This is a genomic window from Parasphingorhabdus sp. (assembly GCF_039982395.1).
Taxonomy (GTDB): domain Bacteria; phylum Pseudomonadota; class Alphaproteobacteria; order Sphingomonadales; family Sphingomonadaceae; genus Parasphingorhabdus.
Window position 1 is genome coordinate 402,408 of sequence record NZ_JBDWYO010000006.1, and the last position, 16,245, is coordinate 418,652.

16 protein-coding genes and 1 tRNA gene are annotated in these 16,245 nt (G+C 53.7%); 15 read left to right on the forward strand and 2 right to left on the reverse strand.

Annotation, left to right across the window (positions count from 1 at the left end; genetic code table 11):
* The first annotated feature begins 2 nt into the window (after positions 1 to 2).
* The 9 genes from ABJV08_RS12115 to ABJV08_RS12155 all read left to right on the forward strand — a co-directional run bounded on the left by ABJV08_RS12115 (position 3) and on the right by ABJV08_RS12155 (position 7,968).
* Positions 3 to 950, forward strand: a complete 948-nt coding sequence (locus ABJV08_RS12115; protein ID WP_348038005.1) for a TraB/GumN family protein — start codon at positions 3 to 5, stop codon at positions 948 to 950.
* A gap of 52 nt (positions 951 to 1,002) precedes the next feature.
* A complete protein-coding gene (locus tag ABJV08_RS12120; RefSeq protein ID WP_348038003.1) occupies positions 1,003 to 1,917 on the forward strand; it encodes a TraB/GumN family protein in 915 nt (304 codons plus the stop codon).
* An 11-nt stretch (positions 1,918 to 1,928) separates the two neighbouring features.
* On the forward strand, positions 1,929 to 2,726 hold the full coding sequence (locus ABJV08_RS12125; protein ID WP_348038001.1) for a thioesterase family protein: 798 nt from the start codon (positions 1,929 to 1,931) through the stop codon (positions 2,724 to 2,726).
* A gap of 136 nt (positions 2,727 to 2,862) precedes the next feature.
* Positions 2,863 to 3,540, forward strand: a complete 678-nt coding sequence (locus ABJV08_RS12130; RefSeq protein WP_348037999.1) for a 50S ribosomal protein L25/general stress protein Ctc — start codon at positions 2,863 to 2,865, stop codon at positions 3,538 to 3,540.
* A 109-nt stretch (positions 3,541 to 3,649) separates the two neighbouring features.
* A complete protein-coding gene (pth, locus tag ABJV08_RS12135; protein ID WP_348037997.1) occupies positions 3,650 to 4,219 on the forward strand; it encodes an aminoacyl-tRNA hydrolase in 570 nt (189 codons plus the stop codon).
* An 80-nt stretch (positions 4,220 to 4,299) separates the two neighbouring features.
* On the forward strand, positions 4,300 to 4,974 hold the full coding sequence (locus ABJV08_RS12140; protein ID WP_348037995.1) for a hypothetical protein: 675 nt from the start codon (positions 4,300 to 4,302) through the stop codon (positions 4,972 to 4,974).
* 121 nt (positions 4,975 to 5,095) lie between these two features.
* Entirely contained in the window at positions 5,096 to 6,196 is a 1,101-nt protein-coding gene (ychF, locus tag ABJV08_RS12145; RefSeq protein WP_348037993.1) for a redox-regulated ATPase YchF, read from the forward strand.
* A gap of 47 nt (positions 6,197 to 6,243) precedes the next feature.
* Positions 6,244 to 7,494: an ectonucleotide pyrophosphatase/phosphodiesterase gene (locus ABJV08_RS12150; protein ID WP_348037991.1), complete on the forward strand. Its 1,251-nt coding sequence runs from the start codon at positions 6,244 to 6,246 to the stop codon at positions 7,492 to 7,494.
* Between the two features lie 9 nt (positions 7,495 to 7,503).
* Complete coding sequence (locus ABJV08_RS12155) at positions 7,504 to 7,968, forward strand: MaoC family dehydratase (protein WP_348037989.1); 465 nt, start codon at positions 7,504 to 7,506, stop codon at positions 7,966 to 7,968.
* Between the two features lie 48 nt (positions 7,969 to 8,016).
* Here ABJV08_RS12155 and mutL read toward each other — a convergent pair whose 3' ends face one another.
* A complete protein-coding gene (gene mutL / locus ABJV08_RS12160) occupies positions 8,017 to 9,822 on the reverse strand; it encodes a DNA mismatch repair endonuclease MutL (RefSeq protein WP_348037987.1) in 1,806 nt (601 codons plus the stop codon).
* A gap of 151 nt (positions 9,823 to 9,973) precedes the next feature.
* Here mutL and ABJV08_RS12165 point away from each other — a divergent pair, with 151 nt between their 5' ends.
* From ABJV08_RS12165 to ABJV08_RS12190, 6 genes are all read left to right on the forward strand, one after another.
* Positions 9,974 to 11,011, forward strand: coding sequence for a rod shape-determining protein (locus ABJV08_RS12165; RefSeq protein ID WP_348037985.1), 1,038 nt, complete (start codon positions 9,974 to 9,976; stop codon positions 11,009 to 11,011).
* A gap of 49 nt (positions 11,012 to 11,060) precedes the next feature.
* Complete coding sequence (mreC, locus tag ABJV08_RS12170; RefSeq protein WP_348037983.1) at positions 11,061 to 11,963, forward strand: rod shape-determining protein MreC; 903 nt, start codon at positions 11,061 to 11,063, stop codon at positions 11,961 to 11,963.
* On the forward strand, positions 11,963 to 12,478 hold the full coding sequence (mreD, locus tag ABJV08_RS12175; RefSeq protein WP_348037981.1) for a rod shape-determining protein MreD: 516 nt from the start codon (positions 11,963 to 11,965) through the stop codon (positions 12,476 to 12,478). Before mreC ends, mreD begins: the two co-directional genes overlap by 1 nt.
* Entirely contained in the window at positions 12,475 to 14,430 is a 1,956-nt protein-coding gene (gene mrdA, locus ABJV08_RS12180) for a penicillin-binding protein 2 (protein WP_348037980.1), read from the forward strand. Before mreD ends, mrdA begins: the two co-directional genes overlap by 4 nt.
* Before the next feature lie 3 nt (positions 14,431 to 14,433).
* Positions 14,434 to 15,546: a rod shape-determining protein RodA gene (rodA, locus tag ABJV08_RS12185; protein WP_348037979.1), complete on the forward strand. Its 1,113-nt coding sequence runs from the start codon at positions 14,434 to 14,436 to the stop codon at positions 15,544 to 15,546.
* 61 nt (positions 15,547 to 15,607) lie between these two features.
* Positions 15,608 to 15,683, forward strand: a tRNA-Lys gene (locus ABJV08_RS12190).
* 213 nt (positions 15,684 to 15,896) lie between these two features.
* Here ABJV08_RS12190 and ABJV08_RS12195 read toward each other — a convergent pair.
* A complete protein-coding gene (locus tag ABJV08_RS12195) occupies positions 15,897 to 16,169 on the reverse strand; it encodes an HU family DNA-binding protein (RefSeq protein WP_176279529.1) in 273 nt (90 codons plus the stop codon).
* Positions 16,170 to 16,245: the final 76 nt, after the last annotated feature.

A 16,245-nucleotide genomic window follows, 5' to 3' on the forward strand; every position in this document is an offset into this window, starting at 1 on the left:
TCATGGCGCGTCGCTGGCTTTCCAACACTCTCCTGCTTCCCCTTTATCTGTCTCTCACCGCCTGCCCATCAACGGAGAAGGAAGCTGCGAGCGCAGGCAGCGATGCAGCTCCTGCCGTCAACAGCACTGCAGCTGTCATGCCGGATGATCCAGACCCGGCGCTCTGGGAGATCAAGGACGAAGACACGACCATTTACCTGTTCGGCACGGTCCATATCCTCAAACCCGGCATGAGCTGGTTTGACGACGCAGTAAAAGACAGTTTTGATGCATCCGACGAATTGGTCATCGAAATGATCAAGCCCGATCCTGCAGATATGGTAAAAATCGTCACCGATCTGGCTATCAATAAGACCGGTGTGTCGCTGCGCGAAAAATTGACCGCGGAAGACCGGACTCATTATGAAAAAACACTGACCAAGCTTGGCTTGCCTCTCGCTGCGTTCGACCCGCTTGATCCCTGGTTTGCGAGCGTCAACATTTCGCTGATACCGCTGATCAAAAACGGATATGCTACTGATCAGGGTGTAGAGGATGAATTGCTGTCCCATGCAAAGGCTCGGTCGCTCAAGGTTTCCGGACTAGAAACACCAGAACAGCAATTGGGGTTTTTCGACAATCTTCCCGAAGATGTCCAAATCAGGTTTCTAAACTTCACCGTCGATACAATTGATGAGGCTGCCGAAGGCATGGAGCAAATGGTTGCCCATTGGGCCAACGCCAATGTCGACGCGTTGGGCGAACTGATGAATGCCGGCTTGGAAGATAAGGTCTTGTACGAAACATTGCTGGTAAATCGCAACATCACTTGGGCCGAATGGGTCGATCAAAGGATGGACAAGCCAGGCAAGATATTCCTCGCCGTCGGTGCGGGCCATCTTGCGGGAGAAAGCAGTTTACAGGCACTGCTCGCCAAAAAAGGGATAGTTGCGAAACGGATCCAATATTGAAGTTTCTTGCGTTCGGGCTTTCTTTTCCCGTCAACCACACCAAATAGGTCCCATGCGTATCATCTCTATCATCCTGTCGTTCATTGCGTCCCTCATGCTGACCGCATGCAACAGCGCGCCGGATCCCGTCACTTTGAATACCGTCAAAGTTGGCAATCCAGCGCTATGGAAGCTTAGCGGCACCAAGCCGGAACAAAAGGGCGTCGTCTATATGTTCGGCACGATCCATATCCTGCCCGATGACGTACAATGGCGTACCCCGGCCCTGGATTCCGCGATTGCCAAATCCGACACATTGGTGATTGAAGTGCTAGGGCTGGATGATACGCAAGCTGCAGCAAAAATATTTTCACGATTGGCGATATCACCGGGACAGGAAAAACTCGACCAACGCGTAAAACCCTCGCTCCGCGATGACCTCGACCGCATCATCGATGAATCAAACATACCCGAACGGGCGCTGAACCGCATGGAAAGCTGGGCCGCAGCCCTGTCATTGGCATCCGCCCAGACCAAGGGACTGGGGCTGGATTCCGGTGCTGGCGTAGAGAAGCAATTGAGCGCGCAATTCAAAAAAGCGAAAAAGCCGATTGAAGCATTGGAAACGATTGAGTTGCAATTGGGATATTTCGATAAGCTTCCTGAAGCGCAGCAACGGCAAATGCTGACCAGCGTGGTTGAAGAATCCGGCGATGCCCAGCAGGCCTTTGAGCAACTGTTCAACGCCTGGATGACCGGCGATATAGAGCAAATAGAAGAACTTTCCGATAGCGGCATATTGACCGATCCAAAAACGCGTGAATATCTGCTGGTTGCGCGCAATAAGGATTGGGTGGAGCAATTGGACAAACGCTTACAAAGCCCGGGCACATCCCTGGTCGCGGTTGGTGCAGCCCATCTCGCCGGACCGGATGCGGTGCAGGCAACTCTCGAAAAGCGTGGTTATAAAATTGAAAAAATTCAGTAGTCGGGCGTTATATGACATTTCTATTTGATCAAGAGACGGCACTCGTTCCGCTGGAAGACGGGATATTCACCATTGAAGCAAGCGACATCTATCGGAATCCGACAGGTGCGGCCTTCGGAGGCTGGGTCAGCGCGATTGCCGGTCGGGCCGTAGCCATGCACCCGCAATGCAGCGGGCCGCTGGTTTCACAGCAGATGATATTCGTGACTGGGCTCGGAGCCGGGGACGTGCGGATATCCGTGAAATTGCTCCGCACCGGCGCTTCCACTCAATTTTGGCGCGTGGAATTGACGCAAAACGGGTCTCTGACCAATGCGGCCGATATTGTAACCAGCACACGCAGGCCAACGGATCTCAACTATCAGTTGGACATGCCCCAGGTAAAGTCACCAGCGGATTCTGTATCCATCCAGTCGGTCAATCCGATGGCGCCCGAGTGGATTAAACATTATGATCAACGCATCGCCATTGGCATGCCATTTACCGACGAGGAATCGACTGAATCAATCGCCTGGATAAAAGAAAGCGATGGCCGCCCAGTTGATCGGATCAGCCTCTTGTCCATATGCGACACCCCTCTGCCTCGAACATTTTTTGTCTCCAAAGAATTTCATCCGGGTTCGACCGTTTCCATGGCCACCTATATTTACGCGAGCGAGGAGGATTTGGCAGAAGCGGGCAGCGATTATATGCTGTTGCGCGTAACAGGCGCATCGGTCCGGAACAGCGCTACAGACGGCCGGGTCGAGCTTTGGTCTCAGAACGGAACTTTGCTCGCCACAAGTTCGCAAATCGGGTTTTTTCGATAGGTCGTGCCGGCCACGCTAACCGTCGCGCAAATTCCTTGCTTTTGCGTCAACTCGACCTTATAGCGCCCTCTTTCCGACCATGAGCACCCTGGAGGCGTGGCGGAAAACTAACAAAACCTAATTTTGGAGCAACATTATGAGTGATCAGCTGACTATTTCAGCCGAGCCACGCGAACGGGCTGGCAAGGGAGCCTCCCGTGCACTGCGTCGCGAAGGCCGTGTCCCCGCCGTTATATATGGCGATAAGAAAGAAGCCGTAACCATTCACGTCGAAGCGCGTGAATTGAACAAACTCCTTGGAACTGGCGTTTTTATGAACTCGCTGGTTCAAGTCGAGCTTGATGGCAAAAGCACGCGGACACTGCCAAAAGATGTTTCTTTTGATCCGGTCACGGACCGTCCACTCCATGTTGACTTCTTCCGTCTCGCAAAAGGCGCGAAGGTACAGGTCAATATTCCTGTTGTCTTCATCAACGAAGAAGAGTCACCTGGTCTGAAACGTGGCGGCGTCATGAACGTTGTGCGCCATGAGCTCGACTTGATGTGCGACGCGGATCATATCCCTGACCAGATCGAAATCGATGTTACCGGTTTGGAAATTGGCGATTCTATTCACATTTCTGCCGTCACTCTGCCCGAAGGTTCGGAAAGCGCGATCACCGATCGTGACTTTACCATTGCCGGCGTGGCCGCACCATCTGCACTGAAATCTTCTGAAGATGAAGCTGAAGAAGGTGAAGGCGAAGAAGGCGAAGGTGAAGAAGGTGCTGAAGGCGAAGCAGCCGAAGGCGAAGAAGGCAGCTCCGAAGGCTAGACCTTTCCTTATAAAACAATGTAACGAAAAACCGTTCATGCCAACAAACCGGGCATGGACGGTTTTTTTGTTAGAGAGAGCTCGGAACGAGCGGGAAGCGCGTTAGAAAATGCAACTATGGGTCGGTCTTGGCAATCCGGGTACGCAATATGCGATGCACCGGCACAATGTCGGCTTCATGGTCATTGACGCGCTGGAAGAAGTACACAGCTTCCCTGCCCCAAAACAGAAGTTCAAAGGCTGGACCATGGAAGCGCGTCTGGGCGGCGAAAAACTGATCCTGCTCAAACCGGCGACCTTCATGAATGAAAGCGGGCAATGCGTTCGTGCCGCATTGGATTTCTACAAATTGCAGCCAGAGGATGTAACCGTCTTCTACGACGAGCTTGATCTGGAACCCTTCAAGATAAAGGTCAAACACGGGGGCGGTGCAGCGGGCCATAATGGCATCCGATCAATGATCGCCCATATTGGCCCGGAATTCCGCCGCGTGCGGATCGGCATTGGCCATCCGGGGCATAAAGCGCGTGTCACCGGTCATGTATTGGGCAATTTTGCAAAAGCAGAAATTGAGGATCTCGCCCATATGCTGGGCGCAATTGCTTCTGAATCCGATTGGCTTGCCAAGGGAAATGATCCTCGCTTCATGAGCGAATATGCCATGCGGATGCAGGATTGACCGGCAAACTAGAAAAATTCCAACATTCGCGTTAGAATAGACATCTCAAACTGATCGGGTCCGGATCTTTGGAGATAGGCATGACAGAGGATAGCGAACCGGTAGCGCCTATAAATGCGGGCGCTAGCAAGATGAAATCTTGGCTTATGAAGCCAACCCTCGCAGTGCTGACGGCGTTCGGAATGGCATTTATCGCTTATTTTACGGGACTTATCCCCAAATTTCTCGACCCATATTTTGGCGACATTCCAAAGCATGAAATAGCAATTGCCGTCACCCGTGACGCCGATGGGCTTGGCATTGATGGCGGACAGGCTTCGATCAGCGAATTCGGTGTTACCGGAGATGATAGTGACAAAGCCACGCTAGACAGCAAGCCGCTCAAAGACGGGGATGCTAAGCTTTTGGCGGAAACCGCTTCAAAAAATGGGCGTCTGGATATCCGCTATGAAACGAACGGGACCATATATCGCTATCGCCAGACGCTCGATTATCGTGATCTATCGATCGTCTCGTTGAAATTTCCCAGTGACTTTGACTATGAGGGCAAAGACAAACCTTCGGAGCAGGTCGACACAAGGCTGTTGCAGCCGGGAGAGAGTATTACCGGCCTATCCGGCAGCAATGCAGCGGTCGGCAATAAGAAGGAAAGTCTCGACAATGCCTTTGGCGAGGCCGCATTGTCTCTGGATGACATAACGGCCCAGATGCGCAAAGCCAGAGAGGCCAGAGAGGCCGCAACGCCTAGTGAGTAGTCCCAAGTCCTGCCATAGCGCCAACCTCCAGACTTGATTCAATGGCCAAAGCGTATATGCGCATTTTTTCAATCACTATCAGATGTAATCGCGGGACAATCCTGCGCGACGGAGTTTCCAAATGGGTTTCAAATGCGGTATCGTTGGCCTCCCCAACGTCGGCAAATCAACGCTTTTCAATGCACTGACGGAGACACAGGCGGCGCAGGCTGCCAATTATCCGTTCTGCACGATTGAACCAAATATCGGCCAGGTCGCCGTGCCGGACCCCCGTCTCGACCAAATTGCCAAAATTGCAGGCAGTGCCAAGATCATCGAAACCCAGTTGGCCTTTGTCGACATCGCCGGTCTCGTCAAAGGAGCTTCCCAAGGCGAAGGTCTGGGCAACCAGTTTCTGGGTAATATTCGGGAAGTCGATGCGGTTGTTCATGTGCTGCGTTGCTTCGAGGATGGTGACATCCAGCATGTTTCCAACAAGATCGATCCGCTCTCCGACGCAGAAGTCGTAGAAACCGAACTGCTGCTCTCTGATTTAGAAAGCCTCGAGAAACGCGTGCCGGCTTTCCAGAAAAAAGCCACCAGCGGCGACAAGGAAGCCAAGATTGCCGCCAATGTCCTGGGTCAGGCTCTGGAATTGCTGCGCGAAGGAAAGCCTGCACGGCTCACCGAGCCCAGCGACGAAGAAGAACAACGGATTTTTGATCAATCCCAGCTGCTGACAGCCAAGCCCGTTCTTTACGTCTGCAACGTCGACGAAGGCGATGCGGCCGAGGGCAATGCGATGAGTGCAACGGTGTTTGAAAAGGCCAAAGCAGAGGGCGCGGAAGCGGTCATTGTTTCGGCTGCAATCGAGTCTGAACTGGTCGACATGGAACCGGACGAGCGCACGGAATATTTGTCTGAGCTCGGACTGGAAGAATCTGGCCTCGCACGAGTCATCCGGGCTGGTTACCAACTGCTCAATCTGCAAACCTTCTTTACCGCTGGCCCTAAGGAATCACGGGCCTGGACCGTCCATAAGGGCGCAAAAGCGCCAGAAGCTGCGGGAGAAATTCACAGCGACTTTGAACGCGGTTTCATTCGGGCGGAAACGATTGCTTTTGATGATTTTGTGACCCTTGGCGGTGAAAGCGCTGCCCGTGACGCCGGAAAACTCCGTCAAGAAGGCAAGGAATATGTCGCAAAAGATGGCGATATCTTCAATTTCAAATTCAATGTCTGAATTGTCACATAGCTGGGCTAAGCTGTGAAAAACTAGGAGTCGTCAGCATGATTCGAGCCATATTTTCACTAATATTGACTGGTTTCCTGCTGGCTGGCCCGGCTGCCTATGGCAGCACAACACCCGAACAAGGCGCTTTAAGCTCCGAAAGGTCGGATATACGGCTTCCCGTCACAATATTGATTTCGATCGACGGTTTCCGACCCGATTATCTGGATCGTGACATCACGCCGAATCTGAACGCCATGGCGGCTGCGGGCGTATTTGGCCCGATGCGCCCATCCTTTCCAACCAAGACCTTTCCCAATCACTGGACATTGGTGACCGGAAAAACCCCGGACCACCATGGCATTGTCGGCAATACGATGGAAGATGTCACACGGCCCGGCGAAATATTCAGAATGTCCAACAAGGATCCATTCTGGTGGAACCAGGCCGAACCAATCTGGATTACAGCGGAAAATCAAGGAATCCGGACCGCCACAATGTTCTGGCCGGGATCTGAAGTCGAATTCAACGGTGTCCGCCCTTCAAACTGGTGGCCGTTCAACCAAAAGCTATCCAATGATCGCCGAGTCGACGCAGTGGTCGACTGGATGCGGCGTCCTGCGGAAACCCGCCCCCAGTTGATTACGCTTTATTTCGACACGGTAGACACTGCGGGGCACTTTTTCGGCCCGGCGCTCAGCAAAAAACTGAACGCAGTCATTGCTGCTGCCGACACCGAAATAGGCCGGTTGAAACAGCAGCTCGATGCCTTGTCACAACCAGCAAATTTCATCATCACTTCGGATCACGGCATGGCGGAAACATCGCCCGACCGGATCATCCATCTCGACCCGATCATGCCCCGCGATCAATATCGCTTGGTCGTGGATGGCAATTATGCAGGCATTGAACCGTTGGAAGACAATGAGGCTGCCGTGCTCGCAGCCTTTATCCGACCGCATGACAATATGGAATGCTGGGCCCGCAAAGATATTCCCGAACATTTTGCATATGGCAAAAACCGGCGAGTGCCCTCTATATTCTGCCTGCCGGAAAGCGGGTGGGTCGTCTATCAGGATGTACCGGAATGGATGACCGGTATAGGCGGCGGCCATGGATATGATCACAGAGTCCCGGATATGACGGCATTCTTCCTAGCAAGCGGGCCGGCGATCAAAGCGGGCGGCAAGCTACCGATCTTTGACAATGTCAGCATCTACTCCCTAGTGGCAAATCTGGCCGGTGTTAAACCGCAGTCGAGCGACGGCAGTCTCTCCCCTTTTGAGCCGGCACTGAAACAGGACAATTAAAGGGCAAACATGCTCCACTATGAGGATATTGAAATCGGCGTGGTCCAGAAATTTGGTCACTACGAGGTCACGCGTGCGGAAACCATCGAATTTGCGACAAAATATGATCCGCAACCCTTCCATCTTGATGATGATGCAGCGGCAAAAACCCACTTCGGCCGACTTTCTGCCAGCGGATGGCATAGCGCCGCGATGACCATGCGGATGATCGTCGATAATCTTAAGAAAAACGAACAAGCCGGGCTAGGTTCGCCTGGTGTCGAAAATCTGCGCTGGCTAAAACCGGTCTTTCCAGGCGATACGCTGCGCTGCGAGAGCGTGACCTTGAGCAAGCGTCGCTCTAAAAGCCGATTGGAGATGGGCATATTGCAAGGCAAAGTCACTGCGTATAATCAAAATGATGAACCGGTTTTGATCATGGAAAGCGCCGGATTGATTGCGGTTCGCGATCCGCAAGCCCCGCTTGCAGAATAACGAGCAAGACCCCGCTCCAATGAGCGGGATTGGCAAGAATAAACCGATCTATTTACGGCCGAACAGCTTTTCAACATCTTCAAGGGCCAGCTTCACCCATGTCGGGCGGCCATGATTGCACTGGCCGCTGTGAGGGGTCACTTCCATTTCTCTCAGCAGCGCGTTCATTTCCGCGACATTGAGCACCCGCCCTGCCCTTACCGAACCATGACAGGCCATAGTAGACGCTACATGGTCAACCCGTTCTTTGAGGCTAAGCGCTTCATCATAAGCCCCGAGTTCATCGGCCAGATCTGTGACCAGTTCTTTCACATCCCCGGACCCCAGCATCGCAGGTGTCGCGCGCACGAGCATTGCCGACGCACCGAACCGTTCCAACTCTAGTCCGAATTCTGACAATTCGGTCAAGCGCGATTCAAGTCGATCACAGGCATTTTCATCCAGCTCTACCACTTCAGCCATTAGCAACGCCTGAGAAGCGACTTTGCCGCCCTCAACAGCTTTGCGCATCCGCTCGAGCACAAGCCGTTCATGGGCAGCATGTTGATCCACGATCACCAGACCATCCTCGGCTTCCGCGACAATATAGGTTTTGGCAACCTGTCCGCGCGCAATACCGAGTGGATGGCGTCCGGCTTCTGGTACCGGTTCAAAAGCCTCTTCTGCTTTGCCCATCAACGGCGCGATATCTTCGCTTGGATCAAACCCCGCGAAAGCGCTGACACCATCTTGCACAGCGGCAGATGGATATGGTTGCTGTGCAACATGCGCCCTGCCCTGTGCGGTGAAAATATTGGTTTGCGGATCCGGAGCTGTCGGCTCGCTCTGCCAATTGGCCAGCGCCGATTCCGCAGGTCGCTGAACCGCCCGAAACCCGCCCTCATCCAAAGCTTTCCGCAAGCCGCTGACGATCATGCCGCGGATCATTGCGGGTTCGCGAAAACGCACCTCGGTTTTCGCCGGATGCACGTTAACATCGACCAGTTCGGGTGGCATATCGACAAATAATGCGACGACCGGATGACGGTCCCGCGCCAGCATCTCTGCATAAGCACCGCGAACAGCCCCGACCAACAGCCGATCCTTTACCGGGCGACCGTTGACGAACAAAAACTGATGGTCGGCAACGCCCCGATTATAGGTCGGCAATCCAGCCACACCTGTCAGGCGTATATCTTCTCTCTGCAAATCGACTGCGACGCTATTTGCGCGCAGATCGCGGCTGGTCAACGCAGCAACCCGCTCCGGCCCGGTTTCTCCGCCTTGAACCGCAATCGCTTTGCGTCCTTGATGCTCAAGTGTAAAACCGATATCGGGCCGCGCCATCGCCAGTCGCCGGACAATATCGGTGCAAGCCGCATATTCGCTACGCGCCGTTCGCAAGAATTTACGTCTAGCCGGCACTTTGCCAAAAAGATTTTCAACTCGCAATTTGGTGCCTGGCGGAATGGCAGCTGGTCCTTCGTGCACCAATTCACCATGATCGATAATTCTTGACCAGCCATCGCTATCAGTCGTCCGGCTTTCTATCGTCATCCGTGCCACGCTGGCAATCGACGGCAGCGCTTCCCCGCGGAAACCCATGGTCGTCACCAGTTCGATGGCTTCATCCGGTAGTTTCGAAGTTGCGTGGCGTTCGAGCGCCAACGCAATGTCTTCGCGGCTCATGCCGCAACCATTGTCAGAGACCTGCACCAGATCCAAACCACCTTGTTCAAGGCGAATGTTTATCTGGCTTGCTCCGGCGTCGATTGCATTTTCGACCAGTTCCTTCAGAGCGCTGGCCGGACGCTCGACAACCTCGCCGGCAGCGATCCTATTTATCAGGCTATTGGGAAGTCTTCTTATTGACATATTGTCGTTCCTAGCCCAAGCGATCTCGTCAAGCGACCCCTGATTTACTGGGCGATTCCCATGATTGGTTTCATGGCCCGTTCAGCTTAACAAGCGCTATGATCAATCGTTGCAGCTACGTCTGCAAGTACAAGAAATTACGGACAAAAATATGTTTGAAAATCTGTTCAAGTTCCGTTCGCAAGATTTGGCGATCGACCTCGGCACCGCGAATACAGTTGTCTACGTGCGCGGCCAAGGCATTGTTCTAAACGAACCATCCGTTGTTGCGATCGAAACTCACAACGGTATAAAAAAGGTCAAAGCCGTCGGCAATGATGCAAAGATGATGATGGGCAAGACCCCAGACAGCATTGAAGCCATTCGCCCGCTGCGTGATGGTGTGATCGCCGACATTGATGTCGCCGAACAAATGATCAAACATTTTATCCAGAAAGTGAACGGCAAGACCAAGCTGTTCAGCTATCCTGAGATCGTTATCTGCGTCCCCAGTGGTTCCACTTCGGTAGAACGGCGTGCCATTCGTGATGCGGCATCCAATGCCGGCGCTCGTCAGGTGTTTTTGATTGAAGAGCCCATGGCAGCAGCCATTGGCGCAGATATGCCGGTGACCGAGCCTATCGGATCCATGGTTGTAGACGTAGGCGGCGGCACCACCGAAGTTGCCGTGCTTTCGCTGCGCGGTCTGGCCTATACGACGTCGGTTCGCACCGGCGGCGACAAGATGGACGAAGCGATTGTTTCTTATGTTCGCCGTCATCACAATCTTCTGATCGGTGAAACAACCGCTGAACGGATCAAGAAAGACTTTGGCGTGGCGCAGACACCTGCCGACGGCGTTGGCCACACGATCCACATTAAAGGCCGTGATCTGGTAAATGGCGTGCCGAAAGAAATTTCGATCAACCAAGGGCAAATCGCGGAAGCATTGAGCGAGCCTATCGGAACGATCATCGAAGGCGTTCGTATCGCTCTGGAAAATACTGCCCCAGAACTGGCTGCCGATATTGTCGATCAAGGCATTGTCCTTACCGGCGGTGGCGCTCTTATTTCTGGTCTGGACGCGGCTCTCAGCGATGAGACAGGCCTGCCTGTGACGGTCGCAGAAGACCCGCTAGCCTGTGTCGCAATCGGCACCGGTCGCGCGATGGAAGACCCAATGTTCAGGGGCGTCTTGACCACTGCTTGATACCGAGCATATGATGTAATAACGATTGGAAGCGAAAGGATAAACCGATATGGCGCCGCCAATAAATCGGCGTCCAGGATTTTCCAAGCGGGCGCAATATAGTATATTCGCCAGCTATTTACTGGGCATATTAGGAGCGATCTTGGGTCTGCTTCTCCTGCTTATATCCTTCCTTGACCCTCAAGGCTTTTCCGCGCTTCGCACAGTTGGCGCCGAAACTATGGCTCCGGTAAGCAAATCATTGTCGGAAGTCGGCGGAGCGACCGGAAATGCCGGCGATCAAATTTCTGCCTATTTCAACGCAGCGTCCAAAAATGCGGCGATGCAGCAGGAACTAGAGCAGAATCGCATAGAAATTTTGGAAGCCAGATCGCTCAAGCAAGAAAATGAACGCTTGAAGCGGCTGTTGAAGCTGAGCGGAGAAATTCCCGATGCCATCGCTATGGCGCGGTTGATCAGCTCAACGGCCTCTAGTTCCCGTCGCATTGCGACGCTCGGCGTGGGCAGCTCCAGTGGACTATTGCCCGGCCAACCTGTCCGATCGCCAGAAGGCCTTGTTGGTAGAATATTGGAAACCGGCCCCACAACGGCCCGCGTTTTGCTGGTGTCGGACAGTAAGAATGTCACCCCTGTACAGCGCGCTGGCGATAGCCTGCCCGCTTTCGCTACGGGCCGCGGCAATGGGACCGTCGACATTCAGCCCATCAATATCGGCACCAACCCGTTCAAGGGCGGGGACCTGATGATCACTTCCGGCAGTGGTGGCCTATACAGCCCGGGCACGCCGGTTGCCATTGTCATTCGCAAAACGGAATCCGGCGCAATAGCCCGTGTTTTAGCCAATCCTGCCAAGGTTAGCCATGCGATTGTCCAACCCATTTTCCAAGCAGAAACAATCCGCGCGATCGAACAAGCCCCTGAATCTGACACCGTAGCGGAATCCGGTGAATAGTGGCTAGACCTCGTCATTCCCAGATTGGGCGGCGACCGTCCCAGTTGCGGATCAAGCTGGTGCCGCCGTTGACGGTTATCATTGGCTCCATGATCACAGCCTTGCCGATCATAACCGATTATCCGATTTTACCGCCGATGGGATTGCTCGCTGTATTGGCCTGGCGTCTTATCCGCCCTGGTTTCTGGGCGGTATGGGCGGGTTTTCCGTTGGGATTGATCGATGATATTTTCAGCGGACAACCGCTGGGCAGCGCCGCATTCCTGTGGTCAGTCATATTCATCCTGCTTGAAGCCATCGACAGGAAGGCGGTGCGCCGTGATTATTGGCAGGATTGGCTTATCGCCTCCATTGCCACGATAATTGTGTTAATAGGCGGAATGCTGGTGGTCGATATTCAATCCAATATTCTGCGACTTGATTTGCTGTTGCCGCAAATCCTGCTTTCGATCCTGATTTATCCGTTTGTCGCTCGGTTCATTGGGGCGATTGACAATTGGCGTGTGGCAGCATGAGGTCTCCAAAAACAACCAGCGGCGCGATGCAGGAATTGACCTTCACACGTAGGGCCACGGTAATTGGCGGATTGCAAATCGGTGTCGGCGTCCTTCTGGCTGGTCGGATGGCTTATATTTCGGTTGCCGAGAACGAGCGGTACAAGCTTCTGTCGGAAAGCAACCGGGTCAATCTCACGCTCGTCCCTCCCCGCCGGGGCTGGTTGATCGATCGCAATGGCAAACCGATTGCCAATAACAAAACCGACTTTCGGGTCGACATCATTCCCGACCGGCTGCGCGACAAGGACAAAACCGTTGCGACTCTCGCCGAACTGCTCGCCCTCGATTCCGAAGAGCTTGCACGGATCAACAAGGAACTGAAGCAAGCCACTAGTTTTCAACCCGTGCAGGTGGCGACGGGATTGGATTGGGAACAATATGCAGCGGTCAGCGTCCGCCTGCCCGATCTTCCCGGGGTCTCGCCGCGCCAGGGTTTTTCCCGCAACTATCCAAGCGGTCAGGCAATCGGGCACCTGATAGGCTATGTCGGCATTGCATCGGCAGAAGATTACCAAAAAAACCCAGATCCGATATTGATCACTCCCGGATATAAAATCGGCAAAGACGGTCTGGAAAAAAATTTCGAGGAACGCCTGCAAGGAAAACCGGGCGCAAAGCGGGTTGAAGTGACCGCCCGCGGCAAGATTGTAAGAGAACTCAACACCCGACCCGATATTCCGGGCAAAGCCCTGCAATTGACCCTCGATATCGACCTGCAGGAATATGCCGCACGCCGACTGGGTCCTGAATCAGGCTCCGTGGTCGTCATGGATTGCCTCAGCGGTGACATTTTGACGATGACGTCGATGCCATCCTTTGATCCGAACAGTTTCTCTAAAGGCATTGGAGTCAGCGAATATGGGATGCTTCGGGAAGATGATCATGTTCCTCTCCTAGACAAATCCCTCAAAAGTCTTTTCCCGCCGGGATCAACGGTAAAGCCCATGGTTGCCCTCGCCTTTCTTGAAGCGGGCCTCAGCCCGGACGAGACCGTCAACTGCAATGGAGGACTGCGGGTAGGCAACCGCCGCTTCCGTTGCTGGAACCGCCACGGCCACGGGCGCGTCGACATGGCCAAGGGCATCTACCAGAGTTGCGACGTCTATTTCTATCATTTTGCCCAGAAGATCGGAGTCAATCCGATTGCCTTGATGGCCAATCGACTGGGCCTGGGACAAAAATATGCGCTGCCGGTTGCGAGCCAGTTTTACGGCACGGTTCCAGATCCGGCCTGGTTGCGCAAAAAATATGACCGGCCATGGGAGGCTTTTGATACCGTCAACACCACTATCGGTCAGGGGTACATGCTGGTGAACCCGACCCAGCTCGCGGTCATGACGACACGGATTGCAACCGGGAATAATGTGGTTCCGCGCTTGGTGTTGAATCAGGAAAAACCAACGCTGGAGACGTTGAATCTAAACCCCGAACATCTTGTCTATGTCCAGAAAGCGATGAGCGATGTGGTTAATGGTCCCGGAACGGCCGGACGCGCACGCTTGCCCATCAAAGATGTCAAAATGGCGGGTAAGACGGGTACCGCACAAGTGGTCAATCTTGATTTTGGGCGCGGCGGCAAAGACGTCGCCTGGAAATATCGTGACCATGGCCTCTTCGTATGCTTCGCTCCTCTGGATAATCCCCGCTACGCAGCCTCTGTGGTCATTGAACATGGCGGCGGCTCCGGATCAGCCTATCCCGTCGCACGCGACGTCCTGACGTTCCTCTACGACCGTCAGAAAGCTATGGAGCGCCTAACCAGTCTCGAAAAGTCATGGGGTGGCACCATGCAGGAACGCATGGACAAGAAAATGGCAGCCTATCGCGCCAAGAAAGATCTCGAAAAAGCGATAGCCGAAAACCGGGTTTCCCCCGATGGAACGCCTATCGAAGCCGATGGCGGAGAATAGACGGTGAGCAATTTCGTCCCAGCACCCATTGCGCAGCTTCCGTGGAAGACTATCCTGCTTCTATTCGTCCTCGCTACTTTTGGCTTTGTCGTTCTCTATTCCGCAGCTGGCGGCAGTATGACCCCCTGGGCTGGCTTGCATATGGTTCGTTTCACAATTTTTGTGGCCATGGCGATTGTCCTGTCTCGATTTAAGGAATCATTCTGGAAAGCCATGGCTTTCCCGATATATATCGCCGTCGTTCTCATGCTTCTCGGCGTGGAATTGATCGGAGCGGTAGGAGGAGGAAGCCAGAGATGGCTGAACCTCGGTGTCATCAGGCTGCAGCCATCAGAGTTGATGAAAGTCGCTATCATCTTGGCAGTCGCGCGCTTCTATGACCTGCTGCCGCCAAGTCAGATCCGGACATGGGGAGCCATTTGGCCGCTATTGGCCCTATTGGCGGTTCCGGCAGCACTCATCTTGCTGCAGCCGGACCTTGGAACCACGATCACGGTCGTCGCGGGCGCTCTAACCATCGCCTTTTTGGCCGGATTGCCGCTCAGGCTCTTCATCGGAGGCGCAGCGGCCATCGCGATACTCGCGCCACTGGCCTATTTCTTCGCGTTGGAAGACTATCAGCAAAGACGGGTCAACACGTTTCTAAACCCCGAAAATGATCCTCTCGGGGCCGGTTATCATATCAGCCAATCCAAGATCGCTATTGGATCTGGCGGGCTGTTTGGCAAAGGCTTCTTGAACGGAACCCAAAGCCATCTGGATTATCTGCCTGAGGGGCACACCGATTTCGTATTTGCAACCATGGCTGAAGAATGGGGGTTAATGGGCGGGGTAATCATTCTTTTCTGTTTTTTCTTGCTGTTCCGTTGGGGGCTGCGCGTGGCAATGAAAGCAAAAACCCGCTTCTCTCAATTGACCGCCGCCGGTTTGACCGTAACGATATTCTTCTATGTCGCGATCAATCTCATGATGGTGATGGGGCTGGCGCCCGTGGTAGGCATCCCCCTGCCGTTTCTAAGCCATGGCGGATCATCAATGATGACCATCATGATCTGCGTGGGTATCCTGATGTCGATAGAACGGCACCCCGGTCGCCGGGGCGGCACATTTGGTTGACTATACCAACCAAGATGTTGCGTTCGAGAATTCCGGCCCTATATAGCCCAATATACCATAAGGACGCTTAGCTCAGTTGGTAGAGCAGCTGACTCTTAATCAGCGGGTCGTGGGTTCGAACCCCTCAGCGTCTACCATTCCCCCGATCAGAAAAGTCACAACGCGGTTTGCCAACCGTGTGCGACCCGATTGGTGGTCATATTCCTATCAAAGCCATAGTGGAACGAACAGCGCCACAACATAACCCAATCACCCATAGAAAAAGGCGGGCCCCTGTTGAGGTCCCGCCTTAAAATTCTAGAGCAAAGCGCGAAAAAAAGGGGAGCGATACGCTGCTCCCCGGTTTGTTTTTAGTTGACGGCGTCTTTCAAGCCCTTGCCGGCTTTGAATTTCGCTTGTGTCGATGCAGGAATCTGCATTGGTTCGCCGGTGCGCGGGTTGCGACCGGTTGAAGCTTTACGCTTTGATGTTGAGAATGTGCCAAAGCCAACGAGACGAACTTCGCCGCCGCTTGACAGTGCGCTTGTGATGGATTCAAATACGGCATCTACCGCTTTGCCGGCATCGCTTTTGCTGAGACCGCTGTGATCTGCAACGTTACTGATAAGATCCTGTTTATTCATAGTGGGTATCCCCCCTTCTCTGGTGGCAATTCATTTTGAATCGCGCCTTTGTCTGTGAAACAGTAATGCGAAATTA